We start from the raw sequence: 15,359 nt of genomic DNA, 5'->3' as shown, positions 1-15,359 counted from the left end.
AGGAGGCCCACCCTGCCCCGCCCTGCCCCGCTGCTGAGCATCGGCCAACCTGACCCTGCCAGCCGCGTGTCGTATGCGGGGCATCCAGCATTCGCGCTCGGCTTTCGCCCGTTCTACCTGCTGGCCGCGGCGTTTGCGGCCATCGGCATGGCAGCGTGGGCGGCGTTGCTGCTGGGCGGCCTGTCGTCTGCACACGGCCCGGCGCTGGCGCCGTTGTTCTGGCATGCACACGAGATGGTGTTCGGCTTTGCAGCGGCGGTGGTGGTTGGCTTCCTGTTCACCGCAGGCAAGAACTGGACGGGGTTGCAGACGCCGCAAGGCAAACCGTTGGCCGCGCTCGCTGGGCTGTGGCTCGCGGCGCGTGTGTTGACGTGGACGGGGCCGTTGCCCCTGGCGGTGGCTGCCGATGTGGTTTTCCTGCCGGCGTGCGGTGTGCTGTTTCTGTTGGTTTTGCGGCGCGCTGGCAGCGCCCGCAACTACGGCCTGGCGATTGCGTTGCTGGTGCTTGGCGTCGTCAACGCGGGCTTTCATGCGGCACTGGCCATGGGCGTACCGCTCGCGGCATTGCGCTGTCTCGATGCGGCGGCCGGAGTGGTCTGCGTGTTCGTGACGGTCATTGGCGGGCGCGTGATCCCGATGTTCACGGCCAACGCCGTCCCAGGCGTGCGCATTCGGCGCTTTGTGTGGGCGGAGCGCGCCGTGGTGCCGCTGACGGTATTGGCGGTTGCGGCACTCGCTGCGCCTGTGGAGGGCATTGTGCCGGCTGCTGTTTTCGTCGCCGCCGCCGTAGTGCAAGCGGTGCGCTGGAGTGGCTGGGATACGCGCCGCACACTGCGCACCCCCATCGTCGCCATCCTGCATGTGGCGTACGCCTTCCTGCCGCTCGGCTTTGCCATGCTGGGCGCCGCCGCGCTCGGCTGGGGCGATCGCTCGACCGCGCTGCATGCGCTCACCGCCGGGGCCATCGGCTGCGCCATCGTGGCGATGGTCACGCGCACCGCGCTCGGCCATACCGGGCGGCAGTTGCGCGCGGGCCGGGCAGAGACCTGTGCCTACGCGGCGATTGCGCTGGCGGCACTGGTGCGTGTGGTCGGGCCGATGCTGCTGCCGCGCGGCGTGTGGATCAGTGCGGCGAGCGCGTTGTGGGTGGCGGCCTTTGCTGTCTATCTCTGGCGCTACGCGCCGTGGCTGCTGGCGCCACGCGTGGATGGCCGCGAGGGCTGAGCGCACAACATTGCCCGCCGCCTCGGTGGCTTTCGTAGAATGGCGCAGCCCAACGCTTCCTGCGTCCACGATGGATGTCCATTTGACGATCCACGGCCAGCATGATCTTGCCGGCCAGCTCTACCGCCAGCTGCGCACCGCCATCCTGGATGGCCGCCTTGCGCCCGGCGAGCGGCTGCCTTCCACGCGCGATCTCGCGCTGCAGATTGGCGTGTCGCGCAAGACCACGCTCGATGTGTTCGAGCGCCTGATTGCCGAGGGCTACCTGCGTTCACGCGCGGGTTCCGGCACCTTCGTGGCCGAAGCAACGCAGGGGCTGGCAGGCCGTGCGCCGCGCGTGTCCCCCGCCGCGCAGATGGCTGCGCCTGCGCCGGCCACACACACCTTCGCCACACCCTGGAACGACGTGCCCGACGTGCTGCCGCCGCCGCGCACGAGCATCGTCTACGACTTCGTGGGTGGCGTGACCGAGAAGCGCCTGTTCCCCTTCGACAAGTGGCGCAGCTGCGTGGCGCATGGGCTGCGCCTGCAGGCACGTGGTCGCGGCGCGTATCACGACCCGGCCGGTGACCAGACGCTGCGCCTGGCGATCTCACGCTACCTCGCTTTCAGCCGCGCCGTGGTCTGCGCGTGGGGCGATATCGTTGTCACGCAGGGCGCGCAGCAAGCCATCGATCTGATTGCCCGCGTGCTGGTGCGCCCGGGTGATACGGTCGCCATTGAAGACCCCGGCTATCCGCCTGCGCGCATCGCACTGCAGGCGCTGGGTGCCAACGTGGTGCCCGTGCCGGTAGACGCCGAGGGCCTGGTGGTGGATGCGTTGCCACCGCAGGCCAAGCTCGTCTACGTCACGCCGTCGCACCAGTTTCCGCTGGGCATGCCGATGAGCCTCGCGCGCCGTGCGCACCTGCTCGATTGGGCGCAGCGCCACGGCGCACTCATCCTGGAAGACGACTACGACAGCGAGTTCCGCTTCGATGGCCGGCCGATGGAATCGCTCAAGAGCCTGGATGCCACTGGCTGCGTGGCCTACTTGGGTACGTTCTCCAAGACGATCTTTCCGGAACTGCGCATCGGCTATGTGGTGCCACCAGCGTCATTGCTGACGCCGCTGCGGCGGGCCAAGCAGGTGGCCGACTGGCATAGCGAATCGCTCATGCAGGCCGCGCTTGCCAAGTTCATGCTCGACGGCGATTTCGGCAAGTACCTGCGCCGCATGCACAAGGAATACGCGGCGCGGCGCGATGCGCTGCTGCGGCATCTGCGTGGGCCGCTTAGCACCTGGATGACGCCGTTGCCGTCTGCAGCAGGCATTCATATGGCCGCGCAACTGCACGCGCCGCTGCAAGAGGTTGCTGTGCTGAAGCTGGCTGAGAGCGTGGGCGTGGGCCTGTATGGCACGACCAAGATGCACGCCGCGCGGCCACCACAGCCGGGCCTGCTGATTGGCTACGGCTACGTGAACGTGGCGGAGATCGACGCCGGCCTCGCCCGGCTGGCGCGGGTGCTTGCCGAGCTGGCTACCTGAAACTCGCCAGAAGTGGTGCTTTTTTCAAGCCACTTTGGCCCCTAATCTGGCTTCCGTCACCACGCAACGGAGCCTGATCATGGAACCCCGCCTCGACTTCTACGCAGCCAATCCCGCCGCCATCCAGGCGGTGATGGGGCTGGAAAAAGCGCTGAGCAAAAGCACCCTGGAAAAGCCGCTCACCGAACTCGTGCGCCTGCGCGCCTCCCAGATCAACGGTTGCGCCTACTGCGTCGACCTGCACACCAGCGATGCGCGCAAAAGCGGTGAAGACGACCGCCGTCTGGCCACCGTGTCCGTGTGGCACGAAACGCCCTTCTTCACCGATCGCGAACGCGCCGCGCTGGCGTGGACGGAGGCCGTCACCCTCGTTGCTGAAACCCGCGTGCCGGACGACGTATGGCAGACCGTGCGCGCCCAGTTTTCCGATGCCGAGCTGGTCGACCTGACGCTGCTGGTGTCCACCATTAACGCGTGGAACCGTCTGGCGATCAGCTTTCGCAAGCTGCCGGTTTAAAGGGGGCGTCATGCAATCATGCAAATCGATCGGGATGGGGCTGGCTACGGGTTTGGTGTTCGCCACAATGGGTGTTGCGCAGGCGCACGGCAACAGCGATCACGCTGCCACCGGCAGTGCCGTCAAGCCGGTCATGCAGGAGCGTGTGCCTGAGCTGCCGAACAGCAGCGTGCTGTTGGCGACCGTGCATTACGCGCCAGGTGGCACGAGCGCAGCGCACATGCATCCGGGGTCGGTGTTCGCGTATGTGCTGGAGGGTGCCGTGGTTTCGCAACTGGGCGGCGGCAAGGAGCAGGTCTTCACGCAGGGCCAGGCCTGGTACGAGCCGGCGGGTACACATCATCTGGTGTCGCGCAACGCCAGCGCCGACAAGCCGGCCACGCTGCTGGTGTTCGGCATCGTGGCCGATGGGCAGCAACTGACGGCACCGATCGGGGCATCGCAGTAAGCGCGACTCACTAAACTCAGCGCAGCGGTCCTGGCCAAGCGTAGCAACGCCAGGAGGATCTTGTTGGCGGCGCTAAGGCAGATGCAGGACGGATGCCCTGCCGCCTATACTCCAGCGACCGGCACGGCTCTCGCCTGACGGTGCCCCGCCCTGGAGCCCGCATGCATCCCGTTCGCACACTCAGCATCAACATCGAGCGCCACTTTGACGATGTGGCCGCCTTCCTGGCCGAGCCGCTGAACTACCCCACCTGGGCGACGGGTTTGTCGACCGGCCTGGCGCCCAGCACGCAGGGCTCGGGTGCGGCGCCCGACGAATGGATTGCCGATGCGCCAGGGGCTGGCGAAGGCAACGTGTTCATCCGTTTCAGCCCACCCAACACGTTTGGCATTGCCGACCACTGGGTGCGTCTGCCGGATAACACCGTCATCTACGTGCCGCTACGCGTGGTACGCAACGGCGCCGGCACCACCGTTTCGCTTACGCTGTTTCAACTGCCCGGCATGGACGATGCGCAGTTCGAGGCCGATGCCGAATGGGTGCAGCGTGACTTGGTGAAGCTGAAGACGGTGGTGGAAGCGGAGTAAGCGCAAGCGCCCTGGCTCAAGCCTTGTCCGCCTGTGCAGCCTGCGGGGCGGTCTGCAAGGTCGATGAGGCGGCCGGTGCCGATGGTGCGCCGAGCGACGGATCGCCCTGCGCATCCGACCCCTTCACCTGGCTCACCCAGAACACGCAGAACAGCCCCGCCGCCACGGCCAGCCAGCCGTTGAGCCCGTAGCCATCGATGTGTCCACCCGCGCTGGTGGAGAGCAGCAGCCCGCCAATCCACGCGCCCGTCCCCGTGCCGACTGACATCACCGCGCTGTTGGCCGAGAGGAAGGCGCCGCGCACCTTCGCATCGGGCACGGTGGTCATCAGCGCTTGCATGGGCACCATGCGGCTGGAGAGGAGCACCATGAAGCACGGGAAGAACAGCAGCAGGCCAATGAAGGGCCAGTCCGGCAGATGCGTCATCACCAGCACAGGGATGAACGCCAGCAGTGCCGCCCCCACAAACACACGGCGACGGCCATAGCGGTCGGCCAGCTTGCCGACGGCGCGCGAGCTGAAGAACGACGCCGCGCCGCCCGCCACATACAGCCACGACAGATCCTGCGGCGCGATGCCGTGGTTGGCCACCAGCACCGGTGAAATGAACGGGATCACCAGCATGTGCGAGCCCATCATCACGAAGGTCAGCAGGAAGGCCCGCAGATGGCGCGGGTTGCTCAGCAACTGCCACAGGCCCGCGAGGATCTGGCCGGGGGTCTGGCGGGTATTGCTCAGGTGGTCGGTCAGTGGCGGGATGATGTGCCGTGCGCCCAGCCACGTCAGCGCGGTGAGTGCGGTCAGCAGGAAGAACGGCGCCGTCCAGCCGAGGTGCGCGCCCAGCGCAATACCGACCGGCACGCCGGCCATGGCCGCCAGCGCAAACGACGACATCACCACGCCGGTGGCCGCACCGCGCCGCGCAGGCGGAATCACATCCGACAAGATGGCGAGCACGAGCGAGCCGAGCACGCCGCCCGTGAGCCCCGCAAACGCGCGCGCAAACAGCAGCATGCTGTAGCTGCCCGACAGCGCGCAGGCCAGGTTGGCCAGCGTGAACAGGCCGAAGACGGTCAGCAGCAGCCGGCGCCGGTCAAAGCGATCGGTGTACGTGGCGGCCAGCAGGCCCGAGGCGCCGGAGCACAGCGAATACACCGACACTGCCGTGGCGAACGCCGCCGGGCCGATGCCAAACGTATGCATGATCTGCGGACCGAGCGGCATCATCACCATGAAATCCATGATGACGGTGAATTGCGTGAGCGCGAGCAGCCAGAGCAGATGCCGCTCGCGCTTGGGTTCAAGTAAGGGCATGGGAGAGAACGGAGAAAGCGGAGAAAACGAAGAGAAGGCGCTTGTCTCCGTGGCGGGGATCGCCCGGGTGATGTTTGCGCCGCGTTATGTCTAAAAACATATCTTACGATAGTTATCGCAACCGGCGAAGTCAACCCGAATTTGCGTGACGCGCATACAACGGCGGCCATCATGCGCCTGCCGTACGGGTGCGGCGCAGATTTTTTTTGAGGGGTGCGAATCCGTTCCGGCAAACGGCGCCTCTTAGGGGGCGAGGACTGTCCTCACCTTTCGTCCGACCCCTTTGGAGAACATCATGTCGTTTCTGAAATCTGCCCTGTATGTGAAGAACGTGCCGAACTGGGAGCGCGCCGTGCGCATCGTGCTGGCGCTGGCCGTCGTGGTTGGCGGGCTGGCCTTGGCGGCTGCGCCCTGGAACTGGTTGCTGGCCGCAGCCGGCGCCGGGTTTGGCCTGACCGGCGTGGTTGGCTTTTGCCCGGCGTGTGCGCTGGTCGGCCGCCGGCTGCAGCCGCCCAAGCGGTAACCTGCGCGACTGACGCCATGGATCTTGTCCGTCACCAACCCCTGCTCGATGCCGCCCGCGCGGGTGACGTATCGGCCATCGAGCGCCTGCTGGCCGTGTGTCAGCCCGACATCCGCCGCTATGCGCAACGCAACTGCCTGATCTCCGACGTGGATGACGCCGTGCAGGAGAGCCTGCTGGTGCTGTCACGCAAGGTAGGCTCGCTGCGGGCGGCGGCGGCGTTCTCCAGCTGGCTGTTCGCCATCGTGCGCCGCGAGTGTCATCGCATGGCGCGCAAGGCGCTCTCGACCGATCCGTGGGACGACGACAAGGTGGAAGCGTGGCTCGCGCGCATGCCGGTCGACGACCTGCGGCACGACGTGGCTGCAGCGCTGGAGTCCTTGCCCGCGCACTATCGCGAGATCATCGTGCTGCGCGACCTGAACGAGATGACCATCGGCGAGATTGCCGATCAGCTGAACGAATCCCGCGCGGCCGTGAAGAGCCGCCTGCATCGGGCGCGGCAACTCACGCGCGAATACCTGCTCGGCTGAGGCCCCAACCGAACACCGCCCTACCGCGCGCGCATGCCCCACAGCACGTCGAGCACATGCTGCGTGGCGCGTTCGATGTGCCCTGCCCGATGCGCGATGCCAAGCTGGCGCCACAACGCGGGCCGCAGCGGCCGCATGACGATGCGCGCATCCGGCACCGGCGTGGCCGCTTCGTGCGGCAGCAGCGTGGCGCCGTAGCCCGCTGCCACCAGGCTCTTGATCGCATCGTTGTAGTTGAGCTGGATGCGCGGCGCGGGGTGATGGCCGTCGGTGGCGAACCACTCCGCCGTCAGCCGTGAGAGCCGTGTGGTGGTGTCGTTGAGGATGAGCGGCTGCGCTGCCAGCCACGCCGGCGTAACACGCGCCGGGCTTTGCCAGTGTGCTGGGAGAAACGCCATGACCGGGTCGCGCCGCCATGGCTTGATTGCAAGTTTTGCCCCCTGCGCCGCCACCTGCGATTGCGGCAGCGCCACCAGCCCGATATCGAGCGCACCGTCGGCCAGCCGCGTGAGCGTCTCCTGCGACGTGAGCACCGCTACCTGCACGTCGATGCCCGGATGATCCTGCCGCAGCACCTCCAGCGCCTGCGGCAGAAGATGTGCGATCGCGCCGGTGGACGCGCCCAGCCGCACCCGCCCGCTTAGGCCCTGCACTTGGCGCTGGATATCGTCCAGCGCTTGCTCCGCATCCGCCAGCAGGCGGCGTGCGCGCTCGACCATCACCTCCCCAATCGCCGACGGGCGCACCTGCCCGCGCTTGCGCGACAGCAGCGGCGCACCCACGCGACCCTCCAGCTCGGCAATGTGCAGGCTGACCGTGGGCGGCGCCAGATGCAACGCGCGTGCCGCATCGGCAAACGAGCCGCGGTCGGCTACCTCCACCAGGGTGCGCAGGCGGTCCAGGCTGATCTCTCTCATGGCGGGCTTCCAGTTCAGAAAAGCTGAAGATAAGCGTTGTGAAATTCAACTTTTCATAGGCAACGCATGTCGTGAAGATAGCGATTCCCGCATCGTTTTGCACGCACCGCATTTCTGTACTGGAGGACACCAGCATGGCTGCACCCCTGATCTTCATCGATGGCGACCAAGGCACCACGGGCCTGCAGATCCATGAGCACCTGCGTGGCCGCACCGATCTGCAACTGCTGACACTGCCGGCAGACGCCCGCAAAGATGCGCAGCGCCGTGCCGAGGCCATCAACGCCTGCGATATCGCCATCCTGTGTCTGCCGGATGCGGCCGCGCGCGAGGCCGTGGCCGCCATCGTCAACCCGGATGTGCGCGTGATCGACGCCAGCTCCGCACATCGCACCACGCCGGGCTGGACGTATGGCTTTCCGGAGATGAGCGCGGGGCAAGCGCAGCGTGTTGCAGTTGCATCACGCGTGACGAACCCGGGCTGCTACCCGACCGGAGCGATTGGATTGCTGCGCCCGCTGGTGCAGGCGGGCCTGGTGCCGGCGGACTACCCGATCAGCATCCACGCCGTGTCGGGCTACTCGGGCGGTGGGCGTGCTGCGGTGGAAACCTACGAAGGCCCCGAGGCCGCGAACGCGCTCCCCTTCCAGGTGTACGGGCTTGGCCTAGCGCACAAGCACACGCCGGAGATCCAGCAGCATGCCGGACTCTCGCAGCGGCCGATGTTCGTGCCCGCGTATGGCGCGTATCGCCAGGGCATTGTGCTGACGGTGCCGCTGGAATTGCGCCTGCTGGCGCCGGGCGTTGATGCAGTCCGGCTGCATGCGTGTCTGGCCGGCCACTACGCAGGGGCACAGCATGTGGAGGTGATGCCGCTGCAGGTGTCGTCCGCGTTGCCGCATCTGGACCCGCAGGCACTCAACGGCACCAACGACATCCGCCTGGGCGTGTTCAGCAACGACCACGGCCAGATCCTGCTGACGGCGGTGTTCGACAACCTGGGCAAGGGTGCCTCAGGCGCCGCTGTGCAGAACCTGGAGCTGATGCTGGCGCACGCCTGAGACCGGTGCGCTGATTCGCATGTCGCAGCGCCAGCGGGTAGTGGGAAATCGAATGGAAGTCATCGCAACATTTAATTGGTCGATTGTTACCGACTTCGTTATCGTCAACGCCGCCCGCGTACGAACCGCCCGATGCTGTTTGCGCCCGGGGCCGGACCAACCCATTGCTGGATGCTTTATGTCTAAGACCACGTATTACGCGCCGCATGGCGGCCACCCGCCGCAGACCGATCTGCTGACCGATCGCGCGATGTTCACCGAGGCGTACGCGGTGATCCCCAAGGGGGTGATGCGCGACATCGTCACGAGCTGGCTGCCGTTCTGGACCAACACGCGCCTGTGGGTGATCGCCCGCCCGCTGTCGGGGTTTGCGGAAACCTTCTCGCAGTACATCGTTGAAGTGAACCCGGGCGGCGGCAGCGACAAGCCCGAGCAAGACAAGAACGCCGAAGCCGTGCTGTTCGTCGTGGAAGGCGAAGCCGAGCTGACGCTGCAAGGCAAGAAGCACACACTCAAGCCGGGCGGCTACGCCTTCATTCCGCCGGGCGCGGACTGGACGCTGCACAACGTAAGCGATGCGGCCGTGCGCTTCCACTGGATCCGCAAGCACTATCAGGTCGTCGACGGCATTCCGCTGCCGGAAGCCTTCGTGACCAACGAGCAGGATGTCGAGCCGATCCCGATGCCGGGCACCAACGGCACCTGGGTGACGACGCGCTTTGTCGACATGAGCGACATGCGCCACGACATGCACGTGAACATCGTGACGTTCGAGCCGGGCGGCGTGATTCCGTTTGCGGAAACGCACGTGATGGAGCACGGCTTGTACGTGCTAGAAGGCAAGGCCGTCTATCGCCTGAACCAGGACTGGGTTGAGGTGGAGGCAGGCGACTTCATGTGGCTGCGCGCGTTCTGCCCGCAGGCCTGCTATTCGGGTGGCCCTGGCCGCTTCCGCTACCTGCTGTACAAGGATGTGAACCGTCACATGAACCTGTTGCTGAACCCGGCGCGTTAATCGCCGCGCAGGTCGGACAAGAAAGCCCGCTGGTGTACGCCAGCGGGCTTTTTCATGGGGGCTGCAGTACCTATTTGCGCGTCGCCACGATGAACAGGCGCGGGAACGGCAAGAGCACTGTGCCGTCGTCCTGTGCCGGATATGCCTGTGCGATCGCATCACGGTAGCGCGTGAGGAATGCGCGCCGCTCGTCGTCATTCAACGCGGCTAGAAACGGCCGAAGCCCCGTGCCCTTCAACCACTCGACCACCGCATCCGCGCCACCACGCAGTGGGTGGTAGTACGTGGTGCGCCACACATCCACGCGTGTGCACAGCGGTGACAGCAGCGCGTAGTAGCGGCGCGGGTCGAACCGCTCGGTCCGCTCCACCCCTTTGAGCTTCGCTGCCCACGGGCCGGCAGCGGCCACCTCGCGCATCAGCCGGTGCGTGGGTTCGTCCAGGTTGTCGGGCATCTGCACTGCCAGATGGCCGCCTTGCGTCAGCTTGCCGATCAGCTTTGGAAGCAGCGTGTCGTGCGCGGGCAGCCACTGCAGCACGGCGTTCGCGAGAATCAGGTCGTACATACCGGGCGCATCCCACGCAGCAATATCGGCGACGTCAAAGCGCACATCAGGCAGGCGCTTGCGTGCAGCGTCGATCATGCCGGCCGAGGAGTCGATCCCGTGGACTACCGCGCCGGGCGCCCGTGCCATCAGCGCCGCGGTCGAGTTGCCCGGCCCACAGCCGATGTCGACGGCACTGTGGATGGGCGTTTGCGGCACAGTGGCCAACAAGTCCCGGGCGGGCCGTGTGCGCTCTTCTTCAAACTGAACGTATTGGTTTGCGCTCCAATCGTGTGGTGTCGTCATCACGGTTCTCCTTGCCAAGTTTGCGATCGATTGGCGGCATTCTGTGGTTTCCCGCTGGATCAGTAAAATGAATTCATTGTTCTCATTGATTCATTTATCTGATGAAGATCGATACGCTCGGTGTACAGGCATTCGTGGCGATTGCGGAGAGTGGCAGCTTTACGCAGGCCGCCGATACGCTCCACGTGACGCAGACGGCGATCACGCAACGGCTACGCAAGCTGGAGGCCTTCCTCGGTGTTGCGCTGGTCGAGCGCACGACGCGCCGGACGGAACTGACGGAAATCGGCCGGCGCTTTCTACCGCAGGCGCGCCGGCTGCTGAACGAGTTGTCCGATGCGCTGACAGAAATTCGGGAGACCGGCCTGAGCCAGCGCGGCGACATCACGATAGCCTGCGTGCCGACAGTGGGTGTGCAGTATCTGCCGCGCATCCTGCGGGCGTTCTCTGCGCACCGGCCGCACGATCGCGTGAAGATTCTCGATCATGCCTCCGCATCGGTGCTGCAGGCAGTGCTGCGGCGCGAGGCGGAGTTCGGCATCAGCATTGCGGGCGATCAACACCCTGAACTCACCAGCGTGCCGCTTACGAGCGACCCTTACGTGCTGATCTGCCGCGACGATCATCCGCTCGCCAAGCGACGCCGCATCCGCTGGGAGGCACTGCAACCGCATCCGCTGATCTTTGCCGGCGAGGTGAGCGGCAACCGCAGCCTGCTTGAGGGCGCGCTCAAGAGCAGCGGTGTGATGCTGCATTCGTTCTATGAAGTCCAGCGCAGTTCGACAGCACTCGGGCTCGTGGCCGAAGGGCTGGGTGCGGCAGTGGTGCCGCGGCTCGCGATCCAGAGGAATGCGTACCCGATGATCCGGACGATTGAGCTGGTCGAGCCGCAGGTGTCGCGCACGTTGGTGCTCGTGACGCGCAGGGCGGCACAGTTGTCGCCGGCGGCGCGTGCGCTCTACGAGATGATCGTCGAGGAAGGCGCGACGCTGGCGCGTTGATGAGCGATGACGAATGAGAAGGGCCACCGGCATGGGTGCGCCCTTCCTACGTCGGCAGCACGGCTCATGCGCGTGCGCCTTGCGGGGTGCTGGGATAGGTGGAATCGCGGTTCCATGCAAGCGCGTCCTGTGTGCCGGCGTGCTGCTGGTCGGCGCCTTGCGCGTACGGATCGAAGCGGTCGCGCCTCCACGACAGATAGCCGTAGGTATCGGCCTTGCGATCCGCGCCTTGCGTGAACGGATCCGCCTTGTCCTGCTTGCTCCCTTGTGTGTAGGCATCCACCTTGTCCAGGCGGCTCTGTCCTTGGGTATAGGGGTCGAAGCTGCGGGCGGCTGCAGCAGGTTGCGCCGCAAACAGGGCGGCGGAGGCCGTCAGCGTAGCCAGCAAGGCGAGCGACAGGCGGCGGGTGCGGGCGAAGGAACGGGTGGTGTGCATGGTGAACTCCTCATTCATGATTGAGCGTGCGCCATCCGTGGATGGCAGTCTGACGGATCGTTACCGGATGGCATCGACCTCCCCTGTTGGTCGCGGCATCAGAGCAAACCTGACACGGCTTGCACGAGAAATCTTTTGCACCAACCGGTATGCACAGATACGCAGGCCATGCCGCAGTGGATGCAGCATCGGTCAAACGTGCGCGCAACCCCACACGCCCCACACACGCCCACACGCGGCGCTCACGTCAACTGCATCACCCCTTGCACACCCTGCCAGCCCACGTACAGGCCAACGAGCGCGATCAGCCCGCCCGAGAAGTAGGGCGCCTTGCGCGCGAACTCACCAAAACCGCTCCAGCGCCGTGACACGTGCTTCACGCTCAGCGCCGCGAGCGCGCCCGAGGCGACCATCGTCAACGCCAGGCCGATGCTGAAGCACAGCACCAGCGCCGCGCCCAGGGTGACCTTCTTGAGCTGCAGGCACAGCAGCAACACTGTGATGGATGCCGGGCATGGCACCAGCCCGCCGGTCAGGCCGAACACGATGATCTGGCCGGTGGTCACCTCACGGTTGGCGAAGCGGCGGCGGATATCGTTGGCGTGCGCGCGTTCGTGCGCATCTTCGTAGCCACCGGAAGACACGTCCAGCCCGCCGTGGTCATGTGCAGCATGTGCGTGGTCATGCTCCACGAAGTCGACGTCGTAGTCGTGCCGATGGTGCGCGTGCCCGAGTGACAGGCGGGCCGTGAAAGCATGCGGCTCGGGAATGGTCTGCTCTGATTCGAGAAAGCCATCGCGTTGCACGAAGCTGAAGACTTGCCGGGTGCCATCGGGCCGCTCGGTCACCACTTCCACCTGGTCGGCTGACCACGCGTGGCCATGCGTGCTTTCGCGCACCAGCCGGAAGCGCGGCGGTACACCGTCTTCAAACACTTCCAGCCGGACCAAGCCGTGGCCGGTGTCGATGCGTTTGACCTCGTCATGGTCGTGATCATGATCGTGGTGATGGTCATGCGATGCGCGGGTGCTGCGCCACGTGTGCCACATCATCCACCCCGCCACCGCAACGATCAGCACAGCGGAGGCCACCTGGAAGTACGGCTCCGTCGTCTCCGGATTCCAGTTGCGGCCAAAGTACAGCCCCGCCATGGCCACCGCCCACACCACCGCCGTGTGCGAAACCGTAGCCGACAGCCCCAGCAGCACCGCTTGCGAGAGCGTGCCCCGGATGGCAACGATGAACGCCGCCATCATCGTCTTGGAGTGCCCCGGCTCCAGGCCATGCAATGCGCCCAGCAGGATGGCGCTGGGGACGAACAGCCAGGCATTGCCTTGCTGCAACAGGGTGGCGAACGCGGTCATGGAGAGGTAGCCAATGGTGATCTCAGGTGGGCGAACTATACTCCCCCCTAGTATATTGATGCTACCCTTTCTCGTCTTTCACCCACCTCAATCTTCCGACTCATGGCCCATACCATCCGCGACAAAGCCAAGCTGCTGGCGCGTGTGCGGCGCATCCAGGGGCAGGCGACTGCACTGGAAAAACAACTCGGTGAAGAGGGGGATTGCACGGCCATCCTGCAGCAGATCGCAGCCATTCGCGGCGCGGTCAACGGGCTGATGGCGGCGGTTCTCGAAGGCCACCTGATGGATCACGTGGTCAAGGAGCCGAACGAGGCGCAGCGTCAGGAGGACTTCGACGCCGTGATGCAGGTGATCAAGTCCTACCTGAAGTAAGACAACGCTCTCCTGTTCCCTACCTATGACAACGCAAGCTGAACGCAACCTCCAGCACGCGCACGCTCTGCTTGAGTGGAACCGCGCGCATCTGCGGCACGATACGGTGCTGACCGAGGCGGTCATCGCTGAACGCTTTGCGCCGCAGTTCACCGTGTTCGCAAACGGTCGGCACTACGATGCCAACTACGCGAACTACAAGACGTTTCTCGATGGCTTCAAGCACGCCATCGCCTCGATCGACTACAAGGTGACGCAGACCGTAGCGGACGCCGCCGGTGTGGTGCTCGGCATGCGCGCATCGGTCACGCGCACCCACGGTGCCGTTGACCAGTTCGAGGCCATGCTGCTGCTGCGCTTTGACGATGCCGGCAAGGTCAGCCTGTGGCACGAGGTGTATCTGCAGTCCCCACACGCGGCGGGCTGACTTTGCGCGAAGGCCGCGTGTCACTTGCGCGGTGCAGCCAACCTCGCTAACCTGCTGCAACGCCTTCGGCAAATTCTGATTCTTCGCATCCATGTCCCGACTTCACGCCACCTTCCTCGCCGCCGGCCGTCGCGCCCGCGTGGATGACGTGTGCGTGCAGCCTGGGCCCTTCCCTCCGCTTTCCCCACCTGCGGCCCCTCCGGGCCACGGCATGGTCGGCGCTCCGCCGCCGTGCCTGTTCGCTCGCGGCTGACTTCCAGCCGCATCGTTTCCGGTTGACCTGATCCAGGCTCGGGCTTGACCCCGAGGCAGGCGCACGCCTGCGCGCCGGAACCCGACATTCCTTTTCGACAGGTGAGTGGTATGCGTTCCATGCAAGCCGCGCTGGCAGGGTCCGGCGCGACGGTGTTATTCGTGCTGCTGTGGAGCAGCGGTGCGATCTTTGCGGAGATCGGGGTGCAGCATGTCCCGGCGTTTGCGTTTCTGGTGGGGCGGTTTGCGCTGGCCTCGCTGGTGCTGGCGGGGCTGGGCGTTTGGCGCGGGCGATGGTGGCCTGCGCCGGGTACGCGGTGGCAGGTCGCGGGCACCGGTGTGCTGCTGACCGGCGGCTATGCGATCTGCTATCTGCTGTCGCTTGACCGTGGGCTGACGCCGGGGCTGTTGGCCACGGTGCTCGGTGTGCAGCCGTTGCTGACGCTGCTGGCCACGGAGCGCGCTTGGTCTGCGCGACGCATGGCGGGGCTGGTGCTGGCACTGGGCGGGCTCGCGCTTGTTGTGGATGGTGCCAATGCGCAGCAGGTGCCGATGGCGGGCCTCGGCTACGCGCTGGCCGCACTTGCCAGCATGACGGTGGGGGCGATCTGGCAGAAGCGCCTCGGCCAGGCGCCTATCGATGTGCTGCCGTTGCAGAACGCGGTGAGCCTGGTGCTGTGCGCCGGTCTCTTGCTCGCGCAGCCGATGCCCAGTGCCTTCGTACCCAGCATGCCCGGTATCGTCGCCTTGTTGTGGATGGGCGTGGTCATGTCAGTGGGTGCGCAATTGCTGTTCTACCGGCTCATGCAACGCGGCAACCTTGTCAACGTGACGAGCCTGTTCTACCTCGTGCCGGTGGTAACAGCGTTGCTTGACGATGGGGTGCTGGGCCATCGTCTTTCCGGTGTGGCGATGGCGGGGATGGGGATGATCCTGCTGGGGTTGGCAGTGGTGTTTCGCGCGCAGCGTTAGGTGAAGCGCGGCGG

General features: G+C 65.8%; 18 protein-coding genes. 13 read left to right on the top strand and 5 right to left on the bottom strand.

Going from position 1 to position 15,359, the window contains the following annotated elements:
* Positions 1-12 precede the first annotated feature (12 nt).
* The 5 genes from C404_RS53420 to C404_RS53400 all read left to right on the top strand — a co-directional run bounded on the left by C404_RS53420 (position 13) and on the right by C404_RS53400 (position 4,304).
* On the top strand, positions 13-1,224 hold the full coding sequence (locus C404_RS53420; protein WP_031330034.1) for an NnrS family protein: 1,212 nt from the start codon (positions 13-15) through the stop codon (positions 1,222-1,224).
* A 70-nt stretch (positions 1,225-1,294) separates the two neighbouring features.
* Positions 1,295-2,752, top strand: a complete 1,458-nt coding sequence (pdxR, locus tag C404_RS53415) for a MocR-like pyridoxine biosynthesis transcription factor PdxR (RefSeq protein WP_021197044.1) — start codon at positions 1,295-1,297, stop codon at positions 2,750-2,752.
* Positions 2,753-2,831: 79 nt separating this feature from the next.
* Positions 2,832-3,269, top strand: a complete 438-nt coding sequence (locus tag C404_RS53410) for a carboxymuconolactone decarboxylase family protein (protein WP_021197043.1) — start codon at positions 2,832-2,834, stop codon at positions 3,267-3,269.
* A gap of 10 nt (positions 3,270-3,279) precedes the next feature.
* Positions 3,280-3,717 (top strand): cupin domain-containing protein, encoded by a 438-nt coding sequence (locus C404_RS53405; protein WP_037012481.1) that lies wholly within the window; start codon positions 3,280-3,282, stop codon positions 3,715-3,717.
* A gap of 161 nt (positions 3,718-3,878) precedes the next feature.
* Positions 3,879-4,304 carry a hypothetical protein gene (locus C404_RS53400; RefSeq protein ID WP_021197041.1) on the top strand — a complete coding sequence of 142 codons (426 nt, stop codon included), beginning with the start codon at positions 3,879-3,881 and terminating at the stop codon, positions 4,302-4,304.
* A gap of 16 nt (positions 4,305-4,320) precedes the next feature.
* Here C404_RS53400 and C404_RS53395 read toward each other — a convergent pair whose 3' ends face one another.
* Entirely contained in the window at positions 4,321-5,619 is a 1,299-nt protein-coding gene (locus C404_RS53395; RefSeq protein ID WP_021197040.1) for an MFS transporter, read from the bottom strand.
* 295 nt (positions 5,620-5,914) lie between these two features.
* Here C404_RS53395 and C404_RS53390 point away from each other — a divergent pair, with 295 nt between their 5' ends.
* Positions 5,915-6,142: a YgaP family membrane protein gene (locus tag C404_RS53390; RefSeq protein WP_021197039.1), complete on the top strand. Its 228-nt coding sequence runs from the start codon at positions 5,915-5,917 to the stop codon at positions 6,140-6,142.
* Positions 6,143-6,159: 17 nt separating this feature from the next.
* The gene (locus C404_RS53385; RefSeq protein WP_021197038.1) at positions 6,160-6,675 is read left to right on the top strand and encodes an RNA polymerase sigma factor; all 516 of its coding nucleotides are present in this window, start codon (positions 6,160-6,162) and stop codon (positions 6,673-6,675) included.
* Positions 6,676-6,695: 20 nt separating this feature from the next.
* On the opposite strand, the gene C404_RS53380 is transcribed toward C404_RS53385, so the two are convergent.
* Positions 6,696-7,592, bottom strand: a complete 897-nt coding sequence (locus C404_RS53380; protein ID WP_021197037.1) for a LysR family transcriptional regulator — start codon at positions 7,590-7,592, stop codon at positions 6,696-6,698.
* 134 nt (positions 7,593-7,726) lie between these two features.
* Here C404_RS53380 and argC point away from each other — a divergent pair, with 134 nt between their 5' ends.
* A complete protein-coding gene (gene argC, locus C404_RS53375; RefSeq protein ID WP_021197036.1) occupies positions 7,727-8,653 on the top strand; it encodes an N-acetyl-gamma-glutamyl-phosphate reductase in 927 nt (308 codons plus the stop codon).
* Positions 8,654-8,831: 178 nt separating this feature from the next.
* Positions 8,832-9,668 (top strand): bifunctional allantoicase/(S)-ureidoglycine aminohydrolase, encoded by an 837-nt coding sequence (locus tag C404_RS53370; protein WP_021197035.1) that lies wholly within the window; start codon positions 8,832-8,834, stop codon positions 9,666-9,668.
* Between the two features lie 70 nt (positions 9,669-9,738).
* Here C404_RS53370 and tam read toward each other — a convergent pair whose 3' ends face one another.
* Positions 9,739-10,518 (bottom strand): trans-aconitate 2-methyltransferase, encoded by a 780-nt coding sequence (gene tam, locus C404_RS53365; RefSeq protein WP_021197034.1) that lies wholly within the window; start codon positions 10,516-10,518, stop codon positions 9,739-9,741.
* Between the two features lie 101 nt (positions 10,519-10,619).
* Here tam and C404_RS53360 point away from each other — a divergent pair, with 101 nt between their 5' ends.
* A complete protein-coding gene (locus tag C404_RS53360; protein WP_021197033.1) occupies positions 10,620-11,519 on the top strand; it encodes a LysR family transcriptional regulator in 900 nt (299 codons plus the stop codon).
* 64 nt (positions 11,520-11,583) lie between these two features.
* On the opposite strand, the gene C404_RS53355 is transcribed toward C404_RS53360, so the two are convergent.
* Positions 11,584-11,955, bottom strand: a complete 372-nt coding sequence (locus C404_RS53355; RefSeq protein ID WP_031330031.1) for a hypothetical protein — start codon at positions 11,953-11,955, stop codon at positions 11,584-11,586.
* 242 nt (positions 11,956-12,197) lie between these two features.
* The gene (locus C404_RS53350; RefSeq protein WP_021197031.1) at positions 12,198-13,319 is read right to left on the bottom strand and encodes a nickel/cobalt efflux transporter; all 1,122 of its coding nucleotides are present in this window, start codon (positions 13,317-13,319) and stop codon (positions 12,198-12,200) included.
* A gap of 102 nt (positions 13,320-13,421) precedes the next feature.
* Here C404_RS53350 and C404_RS53345 point away from each other — a divergent pair, with 102 nt between their 5' ends.
* The 3 genes from C404_RS53345 to C404_RS53335 all read left to right on the top strand — a co-directional run bounded on the left by C404_RS53345 (position 13,422) and on the right by C404_RS53335 (position 15,345).
* On the top strand, positions 13,422-13,694 hold the full coding sequence (locus C404_RS53345; RefSeq protein WP_021197030.1) for a metal/formaldehyde-sensitive transcriptional repressor: 273 nt from the start codon (positions 13,422-13,424) through the stop codon (positions 13,692-13,694).
* Positions 13,695-13,719: 25 nt separating this feature from the next.
* Complete coding sequence (locus C404_RS53340) at positions 13,720-14,121, top strand: hypothetical protein (RefSeq protein WP_021197029.1); 402 nt, start codon at positions 13,720-13,722, stop codon at positions 14,119-14,121.
* 363 nt (positions 14,122-14,484) lie between these two features.
* On the top strand, positions 14,485-15,345 hold the full coding sequence (locus C404_RS53335) for a DMT family transporter (protein WP_021197028.1): 861 nt from the start codon (positions 14,485-14,487) through the stop codon (positions 15,343-15,345).
* Positions 15,346-15,359: the final 14 nt, after the last annotated feature.

It is taken from the genome of Ralstonia sp. AU12-08 (genome assembly GCF_000442475.1).
In the GTDB taxonomy this organism is placed as follows: domain Bacteria; phylum Pseudomonadota; class Gammaproteobacteria; order Burkholderiales; family Burkholderiaceae; genus Ralstonia; species Ralstonia insidiosa.
This window is presented reverse-complemented; position numbering and strand designations above follow the sequence as displayed.

Excerpts from the sequence above, each read along its gene's own strand:
- C404_RS53360 (WP_021197033.1), top strand. The coding sequence starts at position 10,620 with ATGAAGATCGATACGCTCGGTGTACAGGCATTCGTGGCGATTGCGGAG.
- argC (WP_021197036.1), top strand. The coding sequence starts at position 7,727 with ATGGCTGCACCCCTGATCTTCATCGATGGCGACCAAGGCACCACGGGC.
- tam (WP_021197034.1), bottom strand. The coding sequence starts at position 10,518 with ATGACGACACCACACGATTGGAGCGCAAACCAATACGTTCAGTTTGAA.
- C404_RS53355 (WP_031330031.1), bottom strand. The coding sequence starts at position 11,955 with ATGCACACCACCCGTTCCTTCGCCCGCACCCGCCGCCTGTCGCTCGCC.
- C404_RS53400 (WP_021197041.1), top strand. The coding sequence starts at position 3,879 with ATGCATCCCGTTCGCACACTCAGCATCAACATCGAGCGCCACTTTGAC.
- C404_RS53345 (WP_021197030.1), top strand. The coding sequence starts at position 13,422 with ATGGCCCATACCATCCGCGACAAAGCCAAGCTGCTGGCGCGTGTGCGG.
- C404_RS53340 (WP_021197029.1), top strand. The coding sequence starts at position 13,720 with ATGACAACGCAAGCTGAACGCAACCTCCAGCACGCGCACGCTCTGCTT.
- C404_RS53335 (WP_021197028.1), top strand. The coding sequence starts at position 14,485 with ATGCGTTCCATGCAAGCCGCGCTGGCAGGGTCCGGCGCGACGGTGTTA.
- C404_RS53405 (WP_037012481.1), top strand. The coding sequence starts at position 3,280 with ATGCAATCATGCAAATCGATCGGGATGGGGCTGGCTACGGGTTTGGTG.
- C404_RS53370 (WP_021197035.1), top strand. The coding sequence starts at position 8,832 with ATGTCTAAGACCACGTATTACGCGCCGCATGGCGGCCACCCGCCGCAG.
- C404_RS53380 (WP_021197037.1), bottom strand. The coding sequence starts at position 7,592 with ATGAGAGAGATCAGCCTGGACCGCCTGCGCACCCTGGTGGAGGTAGCC.
- C404_RS53350 (WP_021197031.1), bottom strand. The coding sequence starts at position 13,319 with ATGACCGCGTTCGCCACCCTGTTGCAGCAAGGCAATGCCTGGCTGTTC.
- C404_RS53395 (WP_021197040.1), bottom strand. The coding sequence starts at position 5,619 with ATGCCCTTACTTGAACCCAAGCGCGAGCGGCATCTGCTCTGGCTGCTC.
- pdxR (WP_021197044.1), top strand. The coding sequence starts at position 1,295 with ATGGATGTCCATTTGACGATCCACGGCCAGCATGATCTTGCCGGCCAG.
- C404_RS53410 (WP_021197043.1), top strand. The coding sequence starts at position 2,832 with ATGGAACCCCGCCTCGACTTCTACGCAGCCAATCCCGCCGCCATCCAG.
- C404_RS53390 (WP_021197039.1), top strand. The coding sequence starts at position 5,915 with ATGTCGTTTCTGAAATCTGCCCTGTATGTGAAGAACGTGCCGAACTGG.
- C404_RS53385 (WP_021197038.1), top strand. The coding sequence starts at position 6,160 with ATGGATCTTGTCCGTCACCAACCCCTGCTCGATGCCGCCCGCGCGGGT.